This window comes from Escherichia sp. Marseille-Q3837, assembly GCF_916618735.1.
GTDB lineage: Bacteria > Pseudomonadota > Gammaproteobacteria > Enterobacterales > Enterobacteriaceae > Escherichia > Escherichia ruysiae.
The window spans coordinates 1888450-1914727 of the sequence record NZ_CAKAKC010000001.1 but is presented as its reverse complement, the minus strand read 5'-3'; the positions used below and the strand labels follow the sequence as shown (position 1 = coordinate 1914727).

Annotated in this window: 20 protein-coding genes and 1 tRNA gene; 10 read left to right on the top strand and 11 right to left on the bottom strand. The window is 47.0% G+C overall.

What is annotated here, in order from left to right; translation table 11 throughout:
- Nucleotides 1-18: 18 nt before the first annotated feature.
- Both lplT and aas read right to left on the bottom strand, forming a co-directional pair.
- Nucleotides 19-1212, bottom strand: a complete 1194-nt coding sequence (gene lplT / locus LG381_RS08930) for a lysophospholipid transporter LplT (RefSeq protein ID WP_225762976.1) — start codon at nucleotides 1210-1212, stop codon at nucleotides 19-21.
- Nucleotides 1205-3364: a bifunctional acyl-ACP--phospholipid O-acyltransferase/long-chain-fatty-acid--ACP ligase gene (aas, locus tag LG381_RS08925; RefSeq protein WP_225762301.1), complete on the bottom strand. Its 2160-nt coding sequence runs from the start codon at nucleotides 3362-3364 to the stop codon at nucleotides 1205-1207. The genes lplT and aas overlap by 8 nt, the downstream gene beginning before the upstream one ends.
- A gap of 586 nt (nucleotides 3365-3950) precedes the next feature.
- Here aas and galR point away from each other — a divergent pair.
- Nucleotides 3951-4982 carry an HTH-type transcriptional regulator GalR gene (galR, locus tag LG381_RS08920; protein ID WP_000201036.1) on the top strand — a complete coding sequence of 344 codons (1032 nt, stop codon included), beginning with the start codon at nucleotides 3951-3953 and terminating at the stop codon, nucleotides 4980-4982.
- Between the two features lie 6 nt (nucleotides 4983-4988).
- Here galR and lysA read toward each other — a convergent pair whose 3' ends face one another.
- Nucleotides 4989-6251, bottom strand: coding sequence for a diaminopimelate decarboxylase (gene lysA / locus LG381_RS08915; protein ID WP_222680424.1), 1263 nt, complete (start codon nucleotides 6249-6251; stop codon nucleotides 4989-4991).
- A 121-nt stretch (nucleotides 6252-6372) separates the two neighbouring features.
- Here lysA and lysR point away from each other — a divergent pair, with 121 nt between their 5' ends.
- Nucleotides 6373-7290, top strand: coding sequence for a DNA-binding transcriptional regulator LysR (lysR, locus tag LG381_RS08910; RefSeq protein ID WP_000741845.1), 918 nt, complete (start codon nucleotides 6373-6375; stop codon nucleotides 7288-7290).
- Between the two features lie 4 nt (nucleotides 7291-7294).
- Here the strand turns inward: lysR and LG381_RS08905 are convergent, their stop codons facing one another.
- From LG381_RS08905 to LG381_RS08885, 5 genes are all read right to left on the bottom strand, one after another.
- A complete protein-coding gene (locus LG381_RS08905) occupies nucleotides 7295-7987 on the bottom strand; it encodes an aspartate/glutamate racemase (protein ID WP_000848678.1) in 693 nt (230 codons plus the stop codon).
- A 128-nt stretch (nucleotides 7988-8115) separates the two neighbouring features.
- Nucleotides 8116-9534: an arabinose-proton symporter AraE gene (araE, locus tag LG381_RS08900; protein ID WP_000256430.1), complete on the bottom strand. Its 1419-nt coding sequence runs from the start codon at nucleotides 9532-9534 to the stop codon at nucleotides 8116-8118.
- A gap of 315 nt (nucleotides 9535-9849) precedes the next feature.
- Complete coding sequence (gene kduD / locus LG381_RS08895) at nucleotides 9850-10611, bottom strand: 2-dehydro-3-deoxy-D-gluconate 5-dehydrogenase KduD (protein ID WP_000602499.1); 762 nt, start codon at nucleotides 10609-10611, stop codon at nucleotides 9850-9852.
- A 29-nt stretch (nucleotides 10612-10640) separates the two neighbouring features.
- A complete protein-coding gene (gene kduI / locus LG381_RS08890) occupies nucleotides 10641-11477 on the bottom strand; it encodes a 5-dehydro-4-deoxy-D-glucuronate isomerase (protein ID WP_000383255.1) in 837 nt (278 codons plus the stop codon).
- A gap of 284 nt (nucleotides 11478-11761) precedes the next feature.
- Nucleotides 11762-12943, bottom strand: coding sequence for an acetyl-CoA C-acetyltransferase (locus LG381_RS08885; protein ID WP_000656049.1), 1182 nt, complete (start codon nucleotides 12941-12943; stop codon nucleotides 11762-11764).
- A gap of 256 nt (nucleotides 12944-13199) precedes the next feature.
- Here LG381_RS08885 and LG381_RS08880 point away from each other — a divergent pair, with 256 nt between their 5' ends.
- The 5 genes from LG381_RS08880 to LG381_RS08860 all read left to right on the top strand — a co-directional run bounded on the left by LG381_RS08880 (nucleotide 13200) and on the right by LG381_RS08860 (nucleotide 19155).
- Nucleotides 13200-14429 (top strand): amino acid permease, encoded by a 1230-nt coding sequence (locus LG381_RS08880; protein ID WP_000036849.1) that lies wholly within the window; start codon nucleotides 13200-13202, stop codon nucleotides 14427-14429.
- A gap of 458 nt (nucleotides 14430-14887) precedes the next feature.
- Nucleotides 14888-15520 carry a helix-turn-helix transcriptional regulator gene (locus LG381_RS08875; RefSeq protein ID WP_010354900.1) on the top strand — a complete coding sequence of 211 codons (633 nt, stop codon included), beginning with the start codon at nucleotides 14888-14890 and terminating at the stop codon, nucleotides 15518-15520.
- Nucleotides 15521-15852: 332 nt separating this feature from the next.
- A complete protein-coding gene (locus LG381_RS08870) occupies nucleotides 15853-16668 on the top strand; it encodes a transcriptional regulator (protein WP_225762300.1) in 816 nt (271 codons plus the stop codon).
- Nucleotides 16655-17137, top strand: a complete 483-nt coding sequence (locus LG381_RS08865) for a hypothetical protein (protein ID WP_225762299.1) — start codon at nucleotides 16655-16657, stop codon at nucleotides 17135-17137. The genes LG381_RS08870 and LG381_RS08865 overlap by 14 nt, the downstream gene beginning before the upstream one ends.
- 611 nt (nucleotides 17138-17748) lie before the next feature.
- Complete coding sequence (locus LG381_RS08860; RefSeq protein ID WP_000362639.1) at nucleotides 17749-19155, top strand: winged helix-turn-helix domain-containing protein; 1407 nt, start codon at nucleotides 17749-17751, stop codon at nucleotides 19153-19155.
- Between the two features lie 181 nt (nucleotides 19156-19336).
- Here the strand turns inward: LG381_RS08860 and LG381_RS08855 are convergent.
- Together LG381_RS08855 and actS are read right to left on the bottom strand one after the other, a co-directional pair.
- Nucleotides 19337-19410: transfer RNA gene (locus LG381_RS08855), tRNA-Gly, on the bottom strand.
- Nucleotides 19411-19488: 78 nt separating this feature from the next.
- Nucleotides 19489-20244: an amidase activator ActS gene (gene actS / locus LG381_RS08850; protein WP_010347985.1), complete on the bottom strand. Its 756-nt coding sequence runs from the start codon at nucleotides 20242-20244 to the stop codon at nucleotides 19489-19491.
- 389 nt (nucleotides 20245-20633) lie between these two features.
- Between actS and xdhA the strand changes: the two genes are divergently transcribed.
- From xdhA to xdhC, 3 genes are read left to right on the top strand one after another with little or no spacing between them, the layout of a single operon-like run.
- Entirely contained in the window at nucleotides 20634-22931 is a 2298-nt protein-coding gene (gene xdhA, locus LG381_RS08845) for a xanthine dehydrogenase molybdenum-binding subunit XdhA (RefSeq protein ID WP_000388092.1), read from the top strand.
- Nucleotides 22932-22941: 10 nt separating this feature from the next.
- Nucleotides 22942-23820 (top strand): xanthine dehydrogenase FAD-binding subunit XdhB, encoded by an 879-nt coding sequence (gene xdhB / locus LG381_RS08840; protein WP_225762298.1) that lies wholly within the window; start codon nucleotides 22942-22944, stop codon nucleotides 23818-23820.
- A complete protein-coding gene (xdhC, locus tag LG381_RS08835) occupies nucleotides 23817-24296 on the top strand; it encodes a xanthine dehydrogenase iron sulfur-binding subunit XdhC (RefSeq protein ID WP_001016617.1) in 480 nt (159 codons plus the stop codon). Before xdhB ends, xdhC begins: the two co-directional genes overlap by 4 nt.
- Nucleotides 24297-24335: 39 nt before the next feature.
- Here xdhC and LG381_RS08830 read toward each other — a convergent pair whose 3' ends face one another.
- Complete coding sequence (locus LG381_RS08830) at nucleotides 24336-26114, bottom strand: sigma-54-dependent Fis family transcriptional regulator (protein WP_032226135.1); 1779 nt, start codon at nucleotides 26112-26114, stop codon at nucleotides 24336-24338.
- Between the last annotated feature and the right edge of the window lie 164 nt (nucleotides 26115-26278).

Genomic DNA, 26278 nt, shown 5'->3' with positions numbered 1-26278 from the left:
TAAAACCGGCGTTAAATATTAATGACGGCGTTGCCAGACCCACAGCGCCGTTATTGCCAGCGCAAACAGCGTACCGAAGCCAATGCCAATGGGCACGACCGGGATGCCTACCATGACCGCCAGTGAATAAATCCCCAACATCAGCAACATAGCACTGTTTTCGCCCAGGTTCTGTACTGCAATCGCATTCCCCGCCCCGACGCTTTTTTTACCCCGCTCCTGTAACAACGCATTGAGCGGAACGACAAAAAAGCCGCCCAGCACGCCAATCAGCATCAGCAAGGCATAGGCTGGCAGCAGCTCATGTTGCAGGGAGAAAATCAGCACTACCACGCCAATCAAAATCCCGGCAGGCATACAGCGTGAAACGGTTTCCAGCGTGACCAGCTTCGCTGCCGCACCTGCGCCAACCACGATGCCAATCGCCACCATGGCGTTGAGATAGGTCGGCGTAGCGTTATCGGTAATGCCCAGCGCCACCGGCACCCATAGCACCAGCAGGAAACGCAGCGTGACGCCCGCTCCCCAGAACAAACTGGTGCCTACCAGCGAAAAACGCGTTTCACCATTGCGCCATAGCGAGGTGCAGGCATTCAGGAAACTGCGGGTCATGTTGATGAGATTCCACGACTGCCCCGGACGCGCCGCCGCCAGTTTTGGAATATAGATATTGGCGACGACCGCCCCGCCGTAGGCCAGCGCACATGCCGCCAGGGCGACCAGAATATGCCAGTCTGCCAGTACACCACCGGCTACGGAACCGAGCAAAATCGCCGCAATGGTGGAGGCTTCCATTAAACCGTTAGCTTTCACTAACTTACTACCCGTGGTTAATTCACCAAGAATCCCGTATTTCGCCGGTGAATACGCTGCCGCGCCAATTCCCACCAGCGTATAGCCGAGAAACGGATTGATACCAAAGCAGATACTGGCTGCGCCCAGCAGCTTCAGGCCGTTGGCAAACATCATCACCCGGCCTTTAGCGAAGCTATCCGCCACCTGCCCGACAAACGGCGCAAAAAGAATGTAAGCACCTACAAACACCATTTGCAGGATGGGCTGGCTCCACTCCGGATAGAACTGCGCTTTCAGTAACGCCAGAGTAGCAAACAGCAGCGCGTTATCACCAAACGCAGAAAGAAACTGCGCGACGATAACTGCTTTCATCCCCTTCGACCACAGCGAAGTGTTAGTGTGCACTGACTCACTCATCATGTTGTTCCGCTTCGTCTACCCAGCTTTTCAACGTGACAAAGTCAGGTTTACCGCTGCCCAGTAATGGCATCTGTTTCAGATAGCGAATGTCGCGCGGTACGGCAAGTTCCGGCACGCCGTGCTCGCGGGCATACTGTTGCAACTTATCGCGCGTCAGTTCGTTATCTGTGGTGAAAAGCACCAGCGCCTCACCTTTGCTGGCATCACTCTTAATCGCAGTGGCATGGACTTTATCTGGCGAAACACCAAGTGCCAGTTGTTCCACCATTTCCAGCGACACCATTTCGCCTGCAATTTTGGCAAAGCGTTTCGCGCGCCCCTGAATCTGCACAAAGCCCTGTTCGTCGAAACGCACGATATCGCCCGTGTCATACCAGCCGCGCTCCATCTCGCCGCGAACATTCTCGGCGGTGGGCACTTCCAGCACGCCCGGTTTCTCCACGCGCAGGTAGCCGTTCATAATGTTCGGCCCTTTTAGTTGCAGGCGACCACCGTCTTCGATACCCGGAACCGCCAGCAGTCGAGCATCCATACCAGGCAAAATACGCCCTACCGTACCTGGTTTCGCCGCCATCGGTACGTTGATGGACACCACCGGTGCACATTCCGTCACACCGTAACCTTCAAGAATGCGCAGGCCAAATTTATCCTGCCAAAGCTGTTTGGTGCTTTCTTGCAATTTCTCCGCACCTGCCACCACATAGCGTAGACGATAGAAGTCATACGGGTTGGCAAAGCGCGCGTAGTGACCGAGGAAGGTCGAGGTGCCAAAAAGCACGGTACAACTGCGGTCGTACACCAGTTCCGGCACAATGCGGTAGTGCAGCGGACTTGGATAAAGGAACACTTCCGCCCCCGTCAGCAGTGGCGTAAACAGGCCAACAGTCAGACCAAAAGAGTGGAACAGTGGCAATGCCGACATAAAGCGGTCATTGGTGGTGAAGTCGGCAATAGTTTTAATCTGCTCGACGTTCGCCAGAATACTTTTATGGCTATGGACCACGCCTTTCGGATGGCCCTCAGAACCGGAGGTAAAGAGGATCAGCGCCTCTTCTTCTGGCTGCTGTTTTACCTGTGCCAGGCGCGGCACCAGCAAATGCGCGAAGATCCACACTTTGTCGGCAGTGGTGACGTCCGCTTTTAAATCTTCCAGATAAATCCAACGCACCTGAGTAAGCTGTTCCGGCAGATGCCAGAGTTTGCCTTTATCGAGAAACTGACGGGAAGTGAAGATGGTTTTTATTTCAGCCGCCGTAATGGCGCTGGTCAGCCCTTTTACCCCGGCAGTGTAGTTCATCATGGCCGGAATACGACGACGAGCGATAGCCCCGAAAATCACTGCCGCACTGATGCCCGCATTGGGCAGCATTAAGCCAATGCGCTCTCCTTCAACACTGTATTTTTCGAGGATGCGACCAACAAACAGCGTTTTGGTAAGTAATTTGCGATAGGTATCAGGGGTAAAATTGACATCTTCGACACACTTTTTACCCGCACCGAAGCGGTACATTGCACTCAAAAAGGATTCGTACAGCGTTTCACGCGGGCGCACAGCCATACGCGCTTCCATCATAATTTGATGCAGCATTTCGCCAGCGATTTTGCGACGGTCACGGGCACGCGGCGCATCCGGCATCTGCACTTGCGTTGGTGGCAAAATATGCAGATGAATTTGCGGGAACAAGCGACGTTTAACCAGACCTTTCAGGCGGCTGAAGTGTGTAAGTTCCGCCCCTTCAATACGCACTGGAATGACTGTCGCACCTGACTTCGCAGCGACAAAACCCGCGCCATCGTAGATTTTCATCAGCGAGCCGGTTGTCGTAATTCGTCCTTCAGGGAAAATAACCACCGGTCGCCCCTGTTCAACCAGACGTACCAAATGTTTAATTGCCATGGGTTGCGTCGGGTCGAGAGGAACGAAGTCGATAAATGATTTCAGCCAACGCATATACCACTGCTGGCTGATAGAGGTGTAAACGGCAAAAACAGGGCGAACGGGTAAAAACAGCGCCAGCAATATGCCATCAATAAATGAGACGTGATTGGGCGTGATAAGAACACGCTCGCCCTTCAGTGCCTTGGTGTCGCCTGTCACGCGAACACGGTACAGGACACGGCACAAATTACGAAAAAAGCTAAAAAGCATTCCAACTCCCTTTGCTCAATCTTCAGTAAAAGCGAATGGTGCGAGATTACACCAGAAGGAGAACACGAGCGACAGTAAAATGGGGGCGAAAAAAAACCTGCGCATCCGCGCAGGCTGGTGCAAGAGACAGGGTACGAAGAGCGTACCGAATAATCTCACCAATCAATACCTCTGGGATCTTGATTGTGGTCTGCACACAGACTGTTCGCCAGCGAGAAAACGCAAAGGAGTGAAGGGAAATGCAACCAGGTGTGTAAATTATCGGTTACTGTTACAGATTGATGACAGACAAAAAAAACCTGCGCATCTGCGCAGGTTGGTGTAATTCATGTGATCAACCCGAAGTTGACTTCACCTATCAATACCTCTGGGATCACCACTTTATCAATCTGAAGCCAAACGCCACCAGCGGTCAATCGCAACAGCGTTTCGCAAAGTGTAACCAAAGGTTTGCAATCTCTTTTTTTGTCTTACTTATTTGCGTTTCGCTCACAATCCCCGCGCTGAAAGTACCACGCCCCTTGAACCAACGGACGTTTTCCGTAACACTGACAGAATGTAAGCGTTTACCCACAAAGGTATTTTCATGGCGACCATAAAGGATGTAGCCCGACTGGCAGGCGTTTCAGTCGCCACAGTTTCCCGCGTCATTAATAATTCTCCCAAAGCCAGCGAAGCTTCCCGGCTGGCTGTACATAGTGCAATGGAGTCTCTTAGCTATCACCCGAACGCCAACGCCCGGGCGCTGGCACAACAGGCCACCGAAACCGTTGGGTTGATTGTTGGTGATGTCTCCGATCCTTTTTTCGGCGCAATGGTGAAAGCGGTTGAACAGGTGGCTTATCACACGGGTAATTTTTTATTGATTGGTAATGGTTACCACAACGAGCAAAAAGAACGTCAGGCCATTGAGCAGTTGATCCGCCATCGCTGCGCCGCGCTGGTCGTTCATGCCAAAATGATTCCCGATGCCGATTTGACAGCATTGATGAAACAAATGCCCGGCATGGTGCTGATCAACCGGATCCTTCCGGGGTTTGAGAATCGTTGCATCGCACTGGACGATCGTTATGGCGCCTGGCTGGCGACGCGTCATTTGATTCAACAAGGCCATACTCGCATTGGTTATCTCTGCTCTAACCACTCTATTTCTGACGCCGAAGATCGTCTGCAGGGTTATTACGATGCCCTTGCCGAAAGCGGTATTCCGGCCAATGATCGGCTGGTAACTTTTGGCGAACCGGATGAAAGCGGCGGCGAACAGGCAATGACTGAACTGCTGGGAAGGGGGCGAAATTTCACTGCCGTGGCCTGTTATAACGACTCAATGGCGGCGGGCGCGATGGGTGTACTCAATGATAATGGTATTGATGTACCGGGTGAGATTTCATTGATTGGCTTTGATGATGTGCTGGTATCGCGCTATGTTCGTCCGCGTTTGACGACAGTACGCTATCCAATTGTAACGATGGCGACTCAGGCTGCCGAACTGGCTTTGGCACTGGCGAACAATCACCCGCTTCCTGAAATTACCAACGTCTTTAGTCCAACGCTGGTACGTCGCCATTCAGTTTCAACACCGTCACTGGAGGCAAGTCATAACGCCTCCAGCAACTAGCCGCGATTAAAGCAACTCAAGCGCCAGTAATTCTTCAATGGTCTGGCGACGGCGAATCAACCGCGCCTGACCATTATCAAACAGAACTTCTGGCAGCAGTGGGCGACTATTGTAGTTTGATGACATTGACGCACCATATGCGCCAGTATCATGCAGTACCAGATAATCCCCCGCCTTCACTTCCGGCAAAGCACGGGTTTCGACATTCCCCCCCTCCTGCTGGGTAAAAACATCCCCCGATTCACATAGCGGCCCGGCGACAACGGTTTCCACCGTTGGCGCGTGCTCAAGGGAATGACCATCAGCCGCCAGTGCGCTAATGTGATGGTAACTGCCGTACATTGCCGGGCGCATCAGATCGTTAAATCCGGCGTCAACCAGCACAAAGTGGCGGCACCCCATCTGTTTGACGCTTCGCACCTGGGTAATCAACACACCAGACTGCGCCACCAGGAAGCGACCCGGTTCAATTTCCAGTTTCACAGGGTGACCCAGATGATGAGCAATCTGCTCACGTGCCGCATTCCACAGGCCATAATAATGTTCGGTATCAACCGCTTCTTCTCCCTGCTGATAAGGCACAGAAAGCCCACCGCCAGCAGAAATCGCCTGTAAATCCTGACCAAAGTCGATAACCTGCCGCACCATCGCACCACACACCTGTTCCAGATGTGCATAGTCAACACCGGAACCAATGTGCATGTGAATGCCGACCAGCTGCAATTGATGCCGCTGTATCACTTCCAGTGCGGCGGAAAGATCGGTATACCAGATACCGTGCTTGCTGTTTTCGCCGCCGGTATTGGTTTTTTGGCTATGCCCATGACCAAACCCCGGGTTAACGCGCAGCCATACCCGATGCCCTGGCGAAACCTGGCCTAGTTGGTCGAGCATATCGACAGAACCCGCATTCACCGGAATTTGCAATTCACTGACACGCTCGAGCGTCGCCTGGTCGATAACATCAGCGGTAAAGACGATGTCATCGGGATGCGTTTGTGGATTGTAACCCGCCGCCAGCGCGCGCTCGATTTCGCCCAACGAGACGGAATCTACTTTCACGCCCTGCTCTCGCATTAAGCGCAAAATATGAATATTGGAACAGGCTTTCTGTGCGAAGCGCACCACATCAAACTGCTTCAGAGCCGCAATCTGCCGACGAATAATTTGTGCATCATAGACCCAAACCGGGCAGCCAAATTCTGCGGGCAAGCGCAGCAGATTTTCGGCGGTGAGATCGGTATCGGTGCTGAACAGTGAATGTGGCATAACAAACTCCGAATAAGTGCTTTTTTATGATTACGCCACATCATAAAAAGAATAAAAAATATCGATTTATGCCAGGTCTATGCAAAAATGATATGGATTACCGGAGAATGAGATTAAGCAGATGGCCGCCGTTAACTTACGTCATATTGAAATTTTTCATGCGGTAATGACCGCCGGAAGCCTGACTGAAGCAGCACAACTGCTACATACTTCACAACCCACCGTCAGCCGCGAACTGGCGCGCTTTGAAAAAGTGATTGGGATGAAATTGTTTGAGCGCGTACGCGGACGATTACATCCTACCGTGCAAGGGCTGCGGTTGTTTGAAGAGGTGCAGCGATCCTGGTACGGCCTGGATCGCATTGTCAGTGCCGCAGAAAGTTTGCGCGAATTTCGCCAGGGCGAACTGTCTATTGCCTGCTTGCCGGTCTTTTCGCAGTCTTTTTTGCCGCCACTGATGCAACCGTTTCTGGCCCGCTATCCTGAAGTCAGCTTAAACATTGTGCCGCAGGAATCGCCGCTACTTGAAGAGTGGCTCTCAGCCCAGCGCCATGATTTAGGCCTCACCGAGACGCTGCATACGCCTGCGGGTACGGAACGTACTGAATTACTGTCTTTAGATGAAGTCTGTGTTTTACCACAGGGGCATTCGCTGGCGGCAAAAGAGGTATTAACGCCGGAAGATTTTCAGGGTGAGAATTACATCAGCCTTTCCCGTACTGATAGCTATCGCCAGTTGTTGGATCAACTATTTAATGAACATCAGGTTAAACGCCGCATGATTGTGGAAACCCATAGCGCCGCGTCAGTCTGCGCGATGGTACGGGCGGGGGCGGGAGTTTCCGTGGTTAACCCGCTCACCGCACTGGATTATGCGGCAAGCGGTTTAGTGGTGCGGCGATTTAGTATTGCAGTTCCGTTCACCGTTAGCCTGATTCGCCCCCTGCACCGTCCGTCATCAGCACTGGTGCAGGCATTTAGTGAGCACTTACAGGCAGGTTTACCGAATCTGGTTGCCTCACTTAACGCTATTTTGTAGCGAATTACGACAGCATAAAAGCGACGGCATCCTCGGCATGAAGAGCGGTGGTATCGAACACGGGCAGGACACTGCGCTCTTCTGGCACCAGTAAACCAATTTCAGTACAGCCAAAAATGACGCCCTGCGCCCCCTGTTCTGCGAGACGAGTAATGACTTGCGCATAATAAGCGCGTGACGTTTCGGTAAATTGCCCCAGACACAGCTCTTCAAAAATAATCTGATTAATTTTCGCCCGCTCATCCGCTTCAGGCACCAGACAATCGATAGAAAATTGCTCTGCCAGCCGTCCACGATAAAAATCCTGTTCCATGGTGTAGCGCGTTCCCAGCAGCGCCACGCGCGTCATTCCAACACGGGTGATGGCACGCCCGGTGGCATCCGCAATATGTAAGAAAGGCAGTGAGCAACGAGACTCGATGACATCTGCTACTTTGTGCATCGTATTGGTACATAACACAATGCCTTCTGCTCCTGCCCGCTGTAATCCAAGCGCCGCACTGGCAAGAATCTCTCCTGTTTTGTCCCACTCACCGCGACGTTGGCACTCTTCTATTTCATGAAAATCGACGCTGTGTAGCAGCACTTGCGCAGAGTGAAGCCCGCCAAGTCGCTGTTTAATGCCTTCATTTATCAGGCGATAGTAAGGAATGGTGGATTCCCAGCTCATTCCTCCCAGCAAACCAATTGTTTTCATTCCTCTCTCCTGATGTGAGTTACCGCAACAGAGCTGATTAAGGAACGAAACAAACGCCTCAACGGCCTGGTGCCAGATCTCTATTAGCGAAAAAAAGGCCGGATGTACAGCACATCCGGCCTGTGAAATCAGACACCGATATTTCTCAATTTCTCACCAGCCATCAGTCTACGTTCGATATGTTCCAGCGTGACATTCTTGGTTTCCGGAATAAGCCAGAAGGTGATGCCAACAAACGCAATGTTCAGCGCAGTGTAGAGCCAGAACGTACCTGCCGCACCGATGCTATCGAGCAGAGTCAGGAAGGTCGCGCCGATAATCATGTTCGACACCCAGTTCGTAGTGGTCGAACAGGTAATACCAAAATCGCGGCATTTCAGCGGCTGAATTTCGGAGCACAGGATCCACACCACTGGCGCGGCGCTCATCGCATAACCGGCAATACACATCATCGTCATGCCAACAGAGAGCCAGGACAAACCACTGGAAGCCGTACCGTTATCAAACTGCATCAGGCAATAGCCCAACACCAACGTGCCCAGCGCCATCACGCTAAAACCAATTTTCAGTGCCGGTTTACGCCCCGCTTTATCTACCGTAAAGACAGCAATAAAGGTGGCGAACATAAATGTCAGCCCCACCACCAGAGTCGCAATCATCTGTTGCTCTGTGGTCGTAAAGCCCGCCATTTTGAAGATGCGCGGCGCGTAGTACATGATGATGTTCATACCAGTAAACTGCTGCATCGCCTGCAACAACATACCGAGGAACACTGCTCGACGGACATTACGGTTGATCTTAAACAGCGCCCAACCGCCCTGTTTTAATTTCAGGCTTTCACGAATTTCATTGAGTTCTTCTCGCGCTTTTTCCGACGTATCGCGCAGCATACGCAGCACTTCTTCCGCCTCAATATGACGCCCCTTTTCCGCCAGCCAGCGCGGGCTATTCGGCAGAAATACCACCAGAATAATCAACAGAACTGCCGGTAAGGCAAGAACACCTAACATCGCACGCCAGTTACCGCTATAGCTGAATGCCGTGTCGGATAAAAACGCCAGAACGATGCCAAGCGTGACCATTAACTGGTACATACTGATCATCTTGCCACGCACGTTTTCACTCGCCATTTCAGAGAGATACAGTGGCGCAGTGTAAGAGGCAATCCCCACCGCAATCCCCAGAACCACACGGGCCGCGATTAACATTTCGACACTGGTGGCAAACGCTGATCCTATTGAGCCCAATACGAACAGTACAGCACCAGCCATCAGGCTGTATTTACGTCCCAAACGGAACGACAGCCAGCCGTTAAACAGCGCACCGATTGCTGCGCCAAGCATCATGCTACTGACCACCCATTCCTGCAAACGACTGGTCAGCACAAAGTGATCGGTGATAAATGGTAATGCACCTGCGATAACCCCGATATCAAGACCGAATAACAATCCCGCGACCGCAGCAGCTACCGAAACAAACATATTCATACGCCGCGTATCACGCAGAGGGCGCGGCGTTAAAGCAGATTCCGTATTGATAGTAACCATTTTTTCCTGCCAGCACAGAGTAAGACATAGTGAAAAAATACGTGAACAATTAACTCAGGTGTCAGGTCGGAAATAGCATAAATATGGATTAAATTGCTGCCACATGCAGTTATGTGATGGACATTACACTTTTAAAATTAAGTAAAATTAATGACATTATAATTAAGCAACTAATTTTAAAGCAGTTAAAACTAACAAAACTCATCAATTGATAATTAATATGGATTATTTAATAGCCATGATATGGATTATGTTGATTATCAGAAATAAAAAACCCTGCCAATGTGACAGGGTCATAAATGTAAGCAAGATGAATTAACGTGCTAACCAGCCGCCATCCACGGCAATGGTGTAGCCATTAACATAGTCAGAAGCACTGGATGCCAGAAACACCACCGGCCCCATCAGATCGCTCGGCAACCCCCAACGCCCCGCAGGAATGCGATCCAAAATTTCCGCACTACGCTGTTCATCAGCCCGCAGTTGCTGAGTATTGTTGGTCGCCATATAACCCGGAGCAATCGCATTAACGTTGATGTTGTGTTTTGCCCATTCGTTCGCCATCAGGCGCGTCACACCCATCACGCCGCTTTTTGATGCGGTATATGAGGGCACACGGATCCCGCCCTGGAATGAAAGCATTGACGCGATATTAATAATCTTGCCGCCATTACCCTGCGCGATAAAGTGCTTCGCCGCCGCCTGGGACATGAAGAACACGCTTTTGATGTTCAGATTCATCACATCGTCCCAGTCTTTTTCGCTGAAATCGAGAGCATCTTCGCGGCGAATTAATCCGGCGTTGTTCACCAGGATGTCAATATGCCCAAATTCAGCCACCGCACGATCCAGCAGTGCTGGAATACCATCAATCTTACGCAGATCGGCGGTCAGACTTAAAAAACGGCGCCCCAGCGCAGTGACCTGTTCAATGGTCTCAGTTGGCTCAACAATGTTGATACCCACAATGTCACAGCCCGCTTGCGCCAGACCCAACGCCATTCCCTGCCCCAGCCCAGTGTCACAACCGGTGACAACTGCAACTTTACCTTCAAGAGAAAATGCATTTAAAATCATGATAATACCTTATTAATTTATATCCGCGACTAGCGCAGATCTTTAATGGCAACGTGGTCCATATCATCAAAGACCTGGTTTTCACCGACCATGCCCCAGATAAAGGTATAAGCCCGGGTTCCTACACCTGAATGGATAGACCAGCTTGGGGAAATCACCGCCTGTTCGTTATGCATCACAATGTGACGCGTTTCTTGCGGCTGCCCCATCATGTGGAAAACGCAGGCGTCATCGTCCATGTTGAAATAGAAGTAAACTTCCATCCGGCGCTCGTGGGTGTGGCACGGCATGGTATTCCACAGGTTTCCCGGTGCCAGTTCTGTCAGCCCCATACTCAACTGGCAGGTTTCCAGCACATCCGGCACAAAGTATTTGTTAATCGTGCGGCGGTTACTGGTGAGATTATCGCCCAGCGTAACCGGAGACACTTCAGATGGCGTGACTTTTTTCGTGGGATACGTCGTGTGAGCAGGTGCGCAGTTGTAATAAAACTTCGCCGGAGTGGCACTATCAATGCTGGCAAAAACAACTTCTTTTGCACCTTTACCAACATAGAGGGCGTCGCGGTGACCGATTTCATAGCATTGACCATCGACGGTAATCGTACCGGTTCCGCCAATATTGATAACCCCTAGCTCGCGACGTTCAAGGAAGTAGCTTACGCCCAGTTGCTTACCAACCTCCCCGCCAACGGAAACCGTTTTAGTTACCGGCATAATGCCGCCAACAATAATACGGTCAATGTGGCTGTAAACCATGGTGTACTCATCCGCGACGAATACCTTTTCAACCAAAAATTCATTGCGCAGCCCTTGGGTATCCAGTGTTTTCGCGTGCGCGCTATGGATGCTTTGTCTTACGTCCACATCAACCTCCGATAATCATTGAAGTGTGAAACCAGAACGATTATGAAACATCGTTTCGTTTTTCTATTGAAGGATGATAAGCCCGTGATGTGCTCTTTTCAATTAAAAATAAAACATTGTTTCATTTTTAAGATGACGATTGTAAAAAGTGTAGTATCGATCACGAATAAGCAGGGGAAAGGAAAAAGTCAGGTTCTATATGGGACATGCATAGACGTGCCAGCCATCATTATAAAGCAGCTTGATGGCGGTAGAGGTTTAACAGATAAGGAAGAAATACAGATCTAATCGTCACGCTCAATAGTTAATGCCACGCCCTGACCACCACCAATACAGAGTGTAGCCAATCCTTTACGAGCGTTGCGTTTCACCATTTCATGAACCAAAGAAACCAAAATGCGACAGCCAGAGGCGCCAATCGGATGACCCAATGCAATCGCGCCGCCATTGACATTGACCCGGCGTTCATCCCATTCAAGCATCTTGCCAACAGAAAGCGCCTGCGCGGCAAATGCTTCATTAGCCTCAATAAGATCGACATCAGCCAACTGCCAGCCTACACGCTCCAGGCAACGGCGAGTCGCATACACAGGAGCAATGCCCATCAGCGCAGGATCAACACCAACGCTGGCAAAGGCGCGAATACGTGCCAGTACGGGTAAATTCAACGCATGTGCTTTGGCTTCGCTCATCATCATTACCGCAGCCGCGCCATCATTGATGGATGAGGCATTTCCTGCGGTAACAGAACCGTGACTATCAAAGGACGGATTTAAACTAGCCAGCCCTTCGGCACTGGCATCGGTACGCGGCTGCTCATCGGTATCAACAATCAGTAACTGCCCATTGCTTTGCGTTCTGACCGGGACGATCTCATCTTTGAATCGTCCGGCATCAATGGCCGCCCGCGCTTTCTGTTGTGAGCTAAGTGCGTAGGCATCTTGTAATTGACGACTGATACCATATTCGCGCGCCAGATTTTCGGCAGTGACACCAATATGGTAATCATTGAATGCATCCCACAAGCCATCATGCACCAGGCTATCAACCAATTGGCTATCGCCAAGCTGTGCTCCGGTGCGGCTATCAGTCAAAACATGTGGCGCACGACTCATATTTTCCTGACCACCGGCAATAACAATATCAGCCTCACCACACTGAATCGCCTGAGTAGCAAGATGCAGAGCTTTTAGCCCGGAACCACAAACATCATTAATGGTAATTGCCGAAACGCTGTTGGGAAGACCACCTTTAATGGCCGATTGCCGTGCTGGATTCTGCCCTGCCCCGGCAGTAAGAACCTGTCCAAGAATCACTTCATCCACCGCATGTGCAGCAACGCCGGTGCGCTCTAATAATGCTTTCACGACCAGGCTGCCTAGTTCCACCGCAGAATGACCAGCCAACGCTCCACGAAAGCAGCCAATAGGTGTCCGTAACGCACCGACAATCACAACATCTTTCATCACAACCTCGCACCAATTAACAGCGCAATAGTAAATGATTGTTAATTTCAATTATCAAAAATGTTTAAAAAAAGTGATTTTTATCACAAAGGAAATTTACCGTAAGAAGGGAGGATGATATCTGACTGGCACGCAAGGTTTGCATCTACTAACACACCAATCCAGAGGTTGATATAGCGTTAATCTCCCATGACTGGCCTGGTTTATGGTAAATTGCCCTCCATTTTGTTTAATTTGTAGATGATACGTTCAAATAATGTCTAAAATTTGGTCAAAAGAAGAAACTCTCTGGAGCTTCGCACTCTACGGCACAGCCGTTGGCGCAGGCACGCTCTTCCTTCCTATTCAATTAGGTTCAGCAGGAGCGGTGGTTCTGTTTATTACTGCACTGGTCGCCTGGCCTTTAACATATTGGCCACATAAAGCCTTATGCCAGTTCATCCTTTCTTCAAAAACATCGGCAGGCGAAGGGATCACTGGCGCGGTAACTCACTACTATGGCAAGAAGATCGGTAATCTGATTACCACTCTGTACTTCATTGCCTTTTTTGTCGTGGTGTTGATATACGCAGTGGCAATCACCAACTCACTCACTGAACAGCTGGCGAAGCATATGGTCATTGATCTACGCATCCGTATGCTGGTGAGTCTTGGCGTTGTGTTAATCCTGAATCTTATTTTTCTGATGGGGCGTCACGCCACAATTCGGGTAATGGGATTTTTGGTTTTCCCGCTGATTGCCTACTTCTTATTTCTTTCCATCTACCTGGTCGGTAGCTGGCAGCCTTCTTTATTAACAACCCAGGTAGAGTTCAATCAGAATACCCTTCACCAGATATGGATATCGATTCCCGTGATGGTTTTCGCCTTTAGCCATACTCCGATTATTTCTACGTTTGCTATCGACAGACGAGAAAAATACGGCGAACACGCTATGGATAAATGCAAAAAAATTATGAAGGTCGCTTATCTCATCATCTGCGTGAGCGTGCTGTTCTTCGTCTTTAGCTGCCTGTTATCAATTCCACCTTCATATATTGAGGCGGCAAAAGAGGAAGGCGTCACCATTTTATCGGCACTATCTATGCTGCCAAATGCCCCTGCGTGGTTGTCAATTTCCGGGATTATTGTCGCGGTAGTTGCCATGTCTAAATCATTTTTAGGCACCTACTTTGGCGTTATTGAAGGTGCGACGGAATTAGTCAAAACCACGTTACAGCAGGCGGGAGTTAAAAAAAGCCGAGCATTTAACCGCGCGCTGTCAATTATGTTGGTATCGCTGATTACTTTCATCGTCTGCTGCATCAACCCTAACGCAATTTCGATGATTTACGCGATCAGTGGTCCGCTCATTGCCATGATTCTTTTTATCATGCCAACACTGTCTACGTATCTCATTCCTGCCCTTAAACCCTGGCGTTCCATCGGAAATCTAATTACGTTGATCGTGGGTATCCTGTGCGTATCGGTAATGTTCTTTAGTTAATCGCTGATGTGAATGGTTCAAAATAGTCCTTATTTTGAACCATTCCAGTTCTTACAATGCCTCTCCACCATTAATCACCCTCCTGACCATCTATAGCATAAACAAACAATATCAAGCTGTTATCCTCAGTAAAAATCTGAACATCTTAAATAAGACTATTTAAGATGCATCACTTAGATTTACACGATATCGTCTGGTTATTCGAAAACAATTTGCAGTATAGATATTCCTAATGCGTTAGGCACTTATCTGATTTGCAATAAGCCCAACATGGTTAACCGAGTGAAATCCAGCCATATTTAAAACTTAATGATGTATTCTTAAATATCTTATTGAGAATAATATCAAATACAGATTAAACGCAAATCCCCATTAAAAGCTTATTAAATCAGAGCGTATTGACATCATCAATAACCAATGAAATTATGCGATTATCTATGAATAGGGAGGTTATTAACATGAGACTTTGTAGTAGATATAAAAGTCTTACATGCAATAGTTGCTCAATGCATTGCCAAATAATGCCAGAAAAGTCACCGCGCTTGCAGTATTGTGCAAACGCCTGTTTTTGTATGTGGCCCGAAGATAGTTCGTATTTTAATCGTGGTGTGGTTGAAGGCATATTAAGTAAAAATCACAATGCTCGATTAAGTGGATATATTTTTGTAGATTTTTCAGTAAGTTTTTTACGTCTTTTTCTGGATAAAGACTGGATTGAGTATCTTGCAAGTACGGAAATGGGAATTGTGTTGATAAGCGACAGGAATATGCAATCTCTTGCTAATTACTGGAGAAAACACAATCCCGCAATATCAGCTATTATATATAATGATGATGGACTGGATGTTGCTAACGAGAAGATCAGGCAGCTGTTTATTGGTCGTTACCTGTCATTTACCAGAGGCAATACATTGACTCAAATGGAGTTCACCATAATGGGGCATATGGTATCTGGCTATAATCCATATCAAATTGCAGACACTCTCGACATGGATATCCGCAGCATCTACGCCTACAAGCAAAGAATTGAAAAAAGGATGGGTGGTAAAATAAACGAATTATTTATACGTTCGAACTCAGTTCAGCATTGAAACGTAACTATCGACAATAATAATTGTATATACGGGCATTTATAATGATGCCCGTGTTTTATAAGATGAGCTTCCAATTCCGCTTGTTAATTTTTAGTTTAATTATGTGAATTTTGTGTGCCATTTCAAAAATTCATGAGCGAAAAAGTCCGGGAAGTAGACGTTATAAGCGTTAAATATGTTAATACACATGGTGTTTTAAGTTGCATTAATATATTGCAATTATAATTGTCGTAGTGAATATAAAATTAATATATATTTATTAGGTAAATACTAATATACTTACCAAACTATCTCATTTCAATTTTCTTAATGCTGTGTTTTATTGACCTATGTACTGGATTATTAACAATAATATTGAGTTCTGGCCGGAACACAAGAAATTAATTTCGGTACATGACGCCGAGTTGAACGTTGTTCTGACAACGCCCGCAAGCAGGTGTTTATCGTTGCTACTCGAAGCTTTTCCAGATGTGGTCGCCCAGCAGGACTTTTTCTCCAGAGTCTGGGAAGAAGAAGGTATGCGTGTACCGGTCAACACGTTATACCAAAACATATCGATTATCAGGCGTGGGTTTCGCGCGGTTGGTGATACGACTCATTCGCTTATTGCAACCGTGCCGAGAAAAGGGTTCAAGCTCAATAACGATATCAACATAGAAAATCATACCCTACCCTCTTCAATAGATGTTCAAAAGCATAACTCTCCCCTCAATTTGAACGTTACAGATGAGGTTAAAGAGATAAATGCTGCTCCAGATAATCATGTCAGGAACATACTCTCGCGCTCTAAATTTTATTTACCAATGTTAAGTGCATTTGGTGTGGGTTTGCTTACCGCATTTTTACTATGGAATAATAACCAACCCAAACCATTCTTTAGAGATTACCGGACTGTTGCAGAAATAAATGGTTGTCATTTTAATGTTATAGAAGATAGCATCGATGGTCTGAAAGATTTCGATAAATATAAAAACCATATATTAGAGACAGGAATTGACTGCAAAAAATATCCATGGTTATATTTCCCCCTTGCCAGGTCGTTTCCGGGTTTGATTGTTATGGCCTGCAAAAAAAGCTATAGAAATAACGAAGTTACAGGCTGTTTAACTTTGTCTTATCGTGGGGTTAATCGTGACTCGTTATAAAAAAAGCCTGATACTTATTTTATGTTTTATTAGTGGATTTGTGTTTTTTATTACCTATAATTATTCTAAAGAGAAAATCGCATACAATGAAAAACGTACAGCTAACTGGGTTATTTTTAATGACCATGGACAAGCCAATCTCACCCTTGACTTTATGTATAACCAAAACAAAAAGACAGGTATAGTTGCACTGAGCGGCACATGGAAACAAAATACAAAGGCTTATAAAGCAATTCGACGTGATATTGAATACACATGGACTGAAAATTATAACACCTTGCATCTCACCTCCAATAAAATAAATAAATTCGATATTATTGATCAAGTTGAGGATGATAAACTGGCACTACTTCTTCCTGACTTCTATGTCTTTTCAGGAAAAATGATAAGCTATAATATACAAACACAAGGTAATCGCGGTTTTCTTTTTAACATTAGTAACAGAGCCATCATGTATTGTGCAAGATAACCCCTGATACGATTGAAATAAAAATAACACATGTAATATTTCTATAATTTTATAACTATGCCATCTATACAGCAACCTTCCACTCTCTAAAAATATTAGCAATGCATCCCCCTTCTCTCAGTATAATGCTCACTCTTCAAATTAATACATTGCCGGTATTAATTTGAAGAAATATCCTCATCGAGAATACTCCATTGTAGAAGTGATATACATGATTGTGTAAAAACCAAAAAATATATATTTTATATATAATAAACTGCAGAGAAAGCTATTGTTACTATAACGTTCACAAACAAGGTTCGAACTCGATACATAGCTATCACTTGGGTATTTTCTCTTATCTTAAATCAAAATCAGCACTCAGTTAAGGAATGAAAGACGTGTAAGTTTATTGTTGTCTTTCAACAAGTTATGTATAAACATGATTAAAAAGCATTAATTAAGGATATTTCAGGTTACATTCGAAACAATCCTGGATAAATTAATTCAAACAGTCATGGAATTTTATATATACAAAATCATATACAGTTTAATAAAACATATATGAATATTAGTTATATTTATTACTCATTCAGGACGCAAATAACCATAAATTTTACAGGGGTTAGCTAATGGATTTAGAAATTAAGTTTTCATATCATTTTTCTGATGGAATAATACTTACAGAAGATGGTATTCTTACAAAAGGGAATGAGCAGTCTTACATACCTCCGAAAGAGCTTGGCGTATTATTTGTATTGCTTGAATCATCTGGCAACGTTGTATCAAAAGATATGATCATCGAGTCCGTGTGGAAAAATGTAATTGTAAGTGACGAATCCCTTACACGGTGTATATATTCATTAAGATGTATTTTTGAACGCATCGGCTATACTCGCTGTATAGAAACCATATACAGAAAAGGGTATCGATTCAGTGGGCAAGTTTTCAAGATAAAAGGGAACCAAAATAATAAAGCAGGTAGTGCTGTTGCTTTATTTCCATTTATAACATCCCACAGTCATCATGATCCATTAAAACTAAATCAGGATCTTGTACAACTTATTTCAAACCAAAAAGATGATGACCTTTACATATACCCACTGGCGGCAACCCAGTATTGTATAGATAATAAATCTCAAACAGCTTTTCTGGCCAGATTCAAACCAGATTATTTTATAACTGGAAGAATTAGCCAACATGGAGCATCAAATAGCTTATATGTAGAGGTGATCGATGCAAAAAGCTTTTATCTTGTTGCCAGCACACATCTGCAAGCGGATGATATACAAAAAGTATCACAATTTATAATCAGTAACTTGAATCTGGCTATGAAGAAACCTAAAGCCGCGCAGGAAATGATCAGTCAACGCGATTCTTTTAATGACAATATTTTATCAAAAGAAATGTCTAACGGAAAAAACGCACTGAATGAGTTCACACCTGAAAGTATTGTCAAAGCAATAACAATATTTGAACACCTGAAAAAAAAATACAATATTCCGTCTCTAATAAATGAGTGTCATTGCCTGTTGGCTGAATGCTATATATCCCTGGCTCTTCATGGTATGAACGAGCATAAAGATGCAACTCAAAAAGCATTAGCATTTATAGATAAGGTGTCAGATAAAACTATTTGTGATGGAAAGATTTTAGGGATCATGGGATTGATAACCGGCCTTTCCGGACAAGCAACGACATCACGTATTTTTTTTGAACATGCGCAGACACAAATATTAGATATCGCCGCCTTATACTATTATCGATCACTGGTAAATATATATAACGATAGAATTGATGATGCAATTGCTTGTATAGATCAAGCACTGTTACTTGAGCCTAATATACATAAAGCTGTAGTAATAAAAAAATGCATTAATGCATATATTTCTGCAACGCAGAATAAAAAATGTACACACGTTTATCAAGGAACAGAGAACGAATGTCATTTGGTTATTATTAATAACATCCAAAAGTTAAAGCAATTGACAAAAACGAACAATAGTATCGATTTTAACAGTCAATATGCAGTAGCTTGAGTCGTGATAATCCTCGACTGGTATAACGAATGCAAACTCGTTTATGACTGCCGATGTCGAGGAGCACTCAAGTTCTACTTATTTTTGATTGTTGTTATTTGATTCAGCCATACCTGATGTGAGTACATTAAAAGAATGGAACGTTTCGATAAAAAAGAAAAATAAATGAGGATATAAAAACTGGAGCGGGCGAAGGGAATCGAACCCTCGTATAGAGCTTGGGAAGCTCTCGTTCTACCATTGAACTACGCCCGCTTTGAGATGCGTAAGGCATTATAAACCTTACGCTCTTCTTAGCAAGTGCCTTGCTACTGACTGCTGATTAATTCACCATCAGCACTTTGGTTTGCTGCCCTGTGGCGGCAAGTAGCGCAAAGGATCAATCGCCGTAGCACGGTAACGAATCTGGAAATGTAACCGCACGGATTCAGCATCCGTACTGCCCATCGTCGCTATCTTTTGCCCAGCCTTAACATTTTGCCCATTGTTTACCAGCATCGTGTCGTTATGAGCGTAGGCAGTGATGTAATCTTCACTGTGTTTAATCATGATGAGATTACCGTAGCCACGTAATTGGTTACCGACATACACAACCTTGCCGGCGCCAGCTGCATATATTGGTGTCCCGCGCGCTGCAGCAATATCAATCCCTTTATTGCCGCCATCCGCCATTGAGTAAGGCATGATAACTTTTCCACTCGCTGGCCATATCCAGCAGCGTTGTCCGACGGGTGGCCATGAAGATTTCGGAACCACTGGCGGTGGAGTGACTGACGCTGTTTTCGTCGTTGATTTGGCTGTATTTTTTCTCGAGCTGCGGTTACTTTTTGCCCCACCAAGCTTCAACTTTTGACCAACTTCGATGGTATAGGGTGGAGAAATGCCGTTAAGCCGGGCAAGTTCTTTTACGCTTGTTCCCGTGGTGCGTGAAATACGATAAAGCGTATCCCCCCGTTTCACGGTGTAAACGGAGCCGGAATACGTTCCTGTGTCTGATGATTTGCTACCAGAACAGCCCGCCAGAAGCAGCCCTGCCGATAACAGCATCACGATACCCAGCGTTTTTTTATTCGGGCGTCCTGCGCTCAAAATCTTTCCTCGCTCAAAAAACAAGACGCTATATCATAGCAGCCACCTGTCAGATACCCAATCCATTGCTCGGAAAATGGATGTACAAATCAAGAATTGTGAATGAATCCATTAGGATAGCGATCCCCCATTTGCACATCGTCATAACGAAAAAGAGAGCCCCCTGAATGTCGCCTAATATTCATTTATCACAATGATTTTTATCACACTCATATTGATACACTGCCCTCTCTTTCTTTGCTGATAAAAACGCATCATCCCTGGCGTTTTATTAACAACATCACACTTCCCACCTCCCACCATGTTTATAGTCGTTTCTGGCGTAATTCTTGCCTGCAAAGACTAAATCATTGCCATAAGAACCAAATGTTCAAATCAAGGGGATTTCTATGGAAGCGCGGGAAGCAACCGCTACAGGTGAATCATGTATGCGCGTAGATGCCATTGCTAAGGTTACCGGGCGGGCACGATATACAGATGATTATGTTATGGCAGGCATGTGTTACGCAAAATATGTACGTAGCCCTATCGCACATGGTTATGCCGTAAATATTAACGATGAAAAAGCCAGAAGCCTGCCGGGCGTACTGGCGATTTTTACCTGGGAAGATGTACCGGATATCCCATTCGCGACGGCAGGACATGCATGGACGCTTGACGAAAATAAACGCGATACCGCCGATCGCGCACTGTTAACCCGCCATGTTCGTCATCATGGTGATGCTGTTGCCATCGTCGTAGCCCGCGATGAGCTCACGGCAGAAAAAGCGGCGCAACTAGTCAGCATCGAGTGGCAAGAATTACCCGTTATCACCACGCCAGAAGCGGCACTGGCAGAAGACGCAGCACCAATCCATAACGGCGGCAATTTACTTAAACAAAGCATGATGTCGACAGGCAATGTCCAGCAAACAATCGATGCGGCAGATTACCAGATCGAGGGGCATTATCAGACACCGGTCATTCAGCATTGCCATATGGAAAGTGTGACCTCTCTGGCATGGATGGAGGATGACTCGCGAATTACCATCGTCTCCAGTACGCAGATCCCGCACATTGTTCGCCGTGTTGTCGGTCAGGCGCTGGATATTCCCTGGTCATGTGTGCGAGTCATCAAACCGTTTGTCGGTGGCGGTTTTGGTAATAAACAGGATGTGCTGGAAGAGCCCATGGCGGCATTCCTGACCAGCAAGCTCGGTGGTATTCCGGTGAAAGTTTCCCTTAGCCGTGAAGAGTGTTTTCTCGCAACCCGAACCCGCCACGCCTTTACCATTGATGGGCAAATGGGCGTGAACCGTGATGGTACGTTGAAAGGTTATAGTCTGGATGTTCTGTCCAACACCGGCGCTTACGCCTCTCACGGTCACTCCATCGCTTCCGCAGGCGGTAATAAAGTCGCTTACCTTTATCCTCGTTGTGCTTACGCTTACAGTTCAAAGACCTGCTATACCAATCTGCCCTCGGCTGGCGCGATGCGCGGTTATGGTGCACCGCAAGTCGTTTTTGCTGTCGAATCCATGCTGGATGACGCCGCTACTGCGCTGGAACTAGACCCAGTAGAAATTCGTTTACGTAATGCCGCTCGTGAAGGCGATGCAAATCCACTCACGGGCAAGCGTATTTACAGCGCCGGATTACCAGAGTGTCTGGAAAAAGGACGAGAAATCTTTGAATGGGAAAAACGCCGTGCAGAGTGCCAGAACCAGCAAGGCAATTTACGGCGAGGCGTTGGCGTTGCCTGTTTTAGCTACACCTCTAACACCTGGCCTGTTGGTGTAGAAATCGCTGGCGCACGCCTGTTGATGAATCAGGATGGAACCATCAACGTACAAAGCGGTGCGACGGAAATCGGTCAGGGTGCCGACACCGTGTTCTCGCAAATGGTGGCGGAAACCGTGGGTGTCCCGGTCAGCGATGTCCGCGTAATTTCGACACAAGACACCGACGTTACCCCCTTCGACCCCGGTGCGTTTGCGTCACGGCAGAGCTATGTTGCCGCGCCAGCGTTGCGCAGTGCGGCGTTGCTGTTGAAAGAGAAAATCATCGCTCACGCCGCAGTCATGCTACATCAGTCAGCGATGAATCTAACCTTGATAAAAGGCCATATCGTGCTGGTTGAAAGACCGGAAGAGCCATTGTTGTCATTAAAAGATCTGGCAATGGATGCGTTTTATCATCCCGAGCGTGGCGGACAGCTTTCTGCAGAAAGCTCCATCAAAACCACCACGAACCCACCAGCGTTTGGCTGTACCTTTGTTGATCTGACGGTCGATATCGCGCTGTGCAAAGTCACTATCAACCGCATCCTCAATGTTCATGATTCGGGGCATATTCTTAATCCGCTGCTGGCAGAAGGCCAGGTACACGGCGGGATGGGAATGGGCATTGGCTGGGCGCTATTTGAAGAGATGATCATCGACGCGAAAAGCGGTGTGGTACGTAACCCAAATCTGCTGGATTACAAAATGCCGACCATGCCAGATCTGCCACAACTGGAAAGCGCGTTCGTCGAAATCAATGAACCGCAATCCGCATACGGACATAAGTCACTGGGTGAGCCTCCGATCATTCCTGTTGCCGCAGCTATTCGTAACGCGGTGAAGATGGCTACCGGTGTTGCAATCAATACACTGCCGCTGACGCCAAAACGGTTATACGAAGAGTTCCATCTGGCAGGATTGATTTGAGGATAACATCATGTTTGATTTTGCTTCTTACCATCGCGCGACCACCATTGCCGATGCCATCAGCCTGCTGACCCACAATCCGCAGGCAAAACTGCTCGCCGGTGGCACTGACGTACTGATTCAGCTCCACCATCACAATGACCGTTATCGCCATATTGTTGATATCCACAATCTGGCGGAGCTTCGGGGGATTACGCTGGAGGAAGACGGCGCGCTGCGAATCGGCTCCGCGACGACATTTACTCAGCTCATTGAAGATCCGTTAACCCAGCGTCATCTTCCGGCGTTATGTGCTGCGGCTTCGTCAATTGCCGGGCCACAGATCCGTAATGTCGCTACCTACGGTGGAAATATTTGCAACGGTGCCACCAGCGCAGATTCCGCCACGCCAACGCTGATTTATGAGGCGAAGCTGGAGATCCACTCACCGCGAGGAGTTCGTTTTGTCCCGATAAATGGCTTTCACACCGGGCCGGGCAAAGTATCTCTTGAGCATGACGAAATCCTTGTCGCCTTTCATTTTCCGCCGCAACCGAAAGAACATGCTGGTAGCGCGCATTTTAAATATGCCATGCGCGACGCGATGGATATTTCAACGATTGGCTGCGCCGCGCATTGTCGGCTGGATAATGGAAGTTTCAGTGAATTACGCCTGGCATTTGGTGTTGCCGCTCCAACGCCGATTCGCTGCCAACATGCTGAACAGGCTGCACAAAACGCGCCCTTGAACCTGCAAACGCTGGAAGCCATCAGCGAGTCTGTCCTGCAAGACGTCGCCCCGCGTTCCTCATGGCGTGCGAGTAAAGAGTTTCGTCTGCATCTTATCCAGACGATGACCAAAAAAGTCATTAGCGAAGCCGTCGCTGCGGCAGGGGGAAAACTGCAATGAACCACAGCGAAACAATTACCATTGAATGCGTCATTAACGGAATGCCTTTTCAGCTCCGCGCCGCGCCGGGTATGCCGCTTTCAGAACTGCTACGTGAGCAAGGATTACTTAGCGTCAAACAAGGATGCTGCGTTGGAGAATGCGGCGCGTGTACTGTGCTGGTTGATGGCACCGCGATAGATAGCTGCTTATACCTTGCCACCTGGGCTGAAGGAAAAGAGATCCGCACACTGGAAGGCGAAGCAAAAGGCGGCAAACTTTCTCATGTACAACAGGCTTATGCGAAATCAGGCGCGGTACAGTGTGGCTTTTGTACGCCCGGGTTGATTATGGCCACCACGGCAATGCTGGCAAAACCACGCGAGAAACCATTAACTATTACGGAAATTCGTCGCGGCCTGGCGGGAAATCTTTGTCGCTGCACCGGTTATCAGATGATTGTGAATACAGTGCTGGACTGCGAGGAAACGAAGTAAAACGAAATCCGGCCTGAATGCAGGCCGGATTTACGGCGGTTACGCGCTTAACAATTCATATTTTTTAATCTTACGATAGAGCGTAGCAATGCCGATGCCCAGTTCATCAGCGACTTGCTTCTTGCTGTTATGACGTGAAAGCGCCTCGCGGATCATCTGTTTTTCCATCTCCTCCAGCGCCGTACCACCAGCATCATCAAGTGCCAAATGTGCTTCGCTGGCTTCTGGGCTCTCACTTTGCTCTGTCACGCCGTTATTTACCAGATTGGGCGGCAGGAGTGTGCTGTCAATGACTTCACCTGAAGGAACAACGTTGACCAGATATTCCATCAAATTGCTTAGCTCTCGCAGGTTTCCAGGCCAATAATGCTTACGCAGCAACTCAACAACATCAGGAGCAATGCCAGGATAAACCGACCCCAGACGACGGGTATGCAGATGTAAAAAGTAATGCACCAGCAGTTCAATATCTTCCTGACGTTCACGCAAAGGCGGCAACGTTATCGGAATAACATTCAGGCGATAGAAGAGATCCTCACGAAACTTACCTTCAGCAATAAACTGAGCCAAATTCTGGTTAGTTGCAGAAATGATGCGAATGTCGACCTGTATTGGGCTGCTGGCACCAATCGGCAGAATTTCACGCGCCTCAATAGCTCGTAACAATTTTGCCTGCAACATTAATGGCATATCGCCAATTTCATCGAGAAACAGCGTGCCCGTATTCGCCGCCTGAATCAGCCCTGTTTTTCCGTTGGCAGAAGCCCCCGTAAAAGCGCCTTTGACATAACCGAACAGCTCACTTTCCAAAAGCTGCTCCGGGATCGCGGCACAGTTGATAGCAATAAAGGGTTTATTCCGTCTTCCACTCAACTTATGGATTGCACGAGCGACAACTTCTTTACCGGTGCCACTTTCCCCGACCACCATTACGCTAGATGGGCTGGGCGCGATACGGCTAATGAGCCGTTTTAATTGCCGCATAACCCGGCATTCACCCACTAATTGTTCTATATGCGGTTCATCAGAAACGTTCGCCACAGAAAAACTGGTATGTGACTGGTGAAACGCCATCAAAAATAACTGTCGCCCCTGGATGTTATGCAACTGACCAATGATTAATTCACTTTTATCATCCCACGAAACGATATGTTGCATATGTCCATGAGTAAAATTACTCTCAAATGTTAATGGTCTGAAACGAATAGGTTTCCCAACCATATTATTTTGAGCAACACCAAGAGTTTTTAATGCAGTCTGGTTAACAAACTGAATACGATTGTCTTCATCAATAACTAACACTCCCTGATCCATATTATCGATCATGGTAGCGAATATTTTACTTATATTATCTCCTGGCCCCTGATCTTCCAGAAGTTTCGAGACAAAAATAGTAGATATATGGCGAACGTAATCTGAAAATTCGCGTAAATTATCACTGATATGTTCTTGTTGCTCATGAGTAACAGCAATCAAACTTATCACTCCGACACAACGATCCTGCAGAATAACGGGCGTGCCCAGGAATGCCTTTTCACGACAATTTTCTTTACTGTCACAACCTTCACAAAGGGGATCGAAGCGAGACTGTGTCACAACCTTTTCGGTTTTGGTTTCCAGGACATAGCGGAGCAAGCGTGAATTACCACTTAGCTGGCGACCAAGAAATTTCCCATATGCGCCAGTTCCAGCGACGCGACACAAGTTTTCATCAACGATCTCAACCTCAAGCTGCAAAACGCTGGCTAGCATTCTGGCAAAACGCTGAATTGTTGGTTGAATTTGCATCAATACTGACTGCGTAGTAACAAGCTCCATAGCTTTACCTTCCAGAATCACTTAAAAGTCGATCATTGAAGACGTTGATGGTTCACAGGTCATGACGATATTAACTCAGACAAATATAGCTTTGCTAAAAACATAGGATTTTTATCACTTTCTAATGAAATTATGGAAGTGATATCACATTTCTATATCAATAT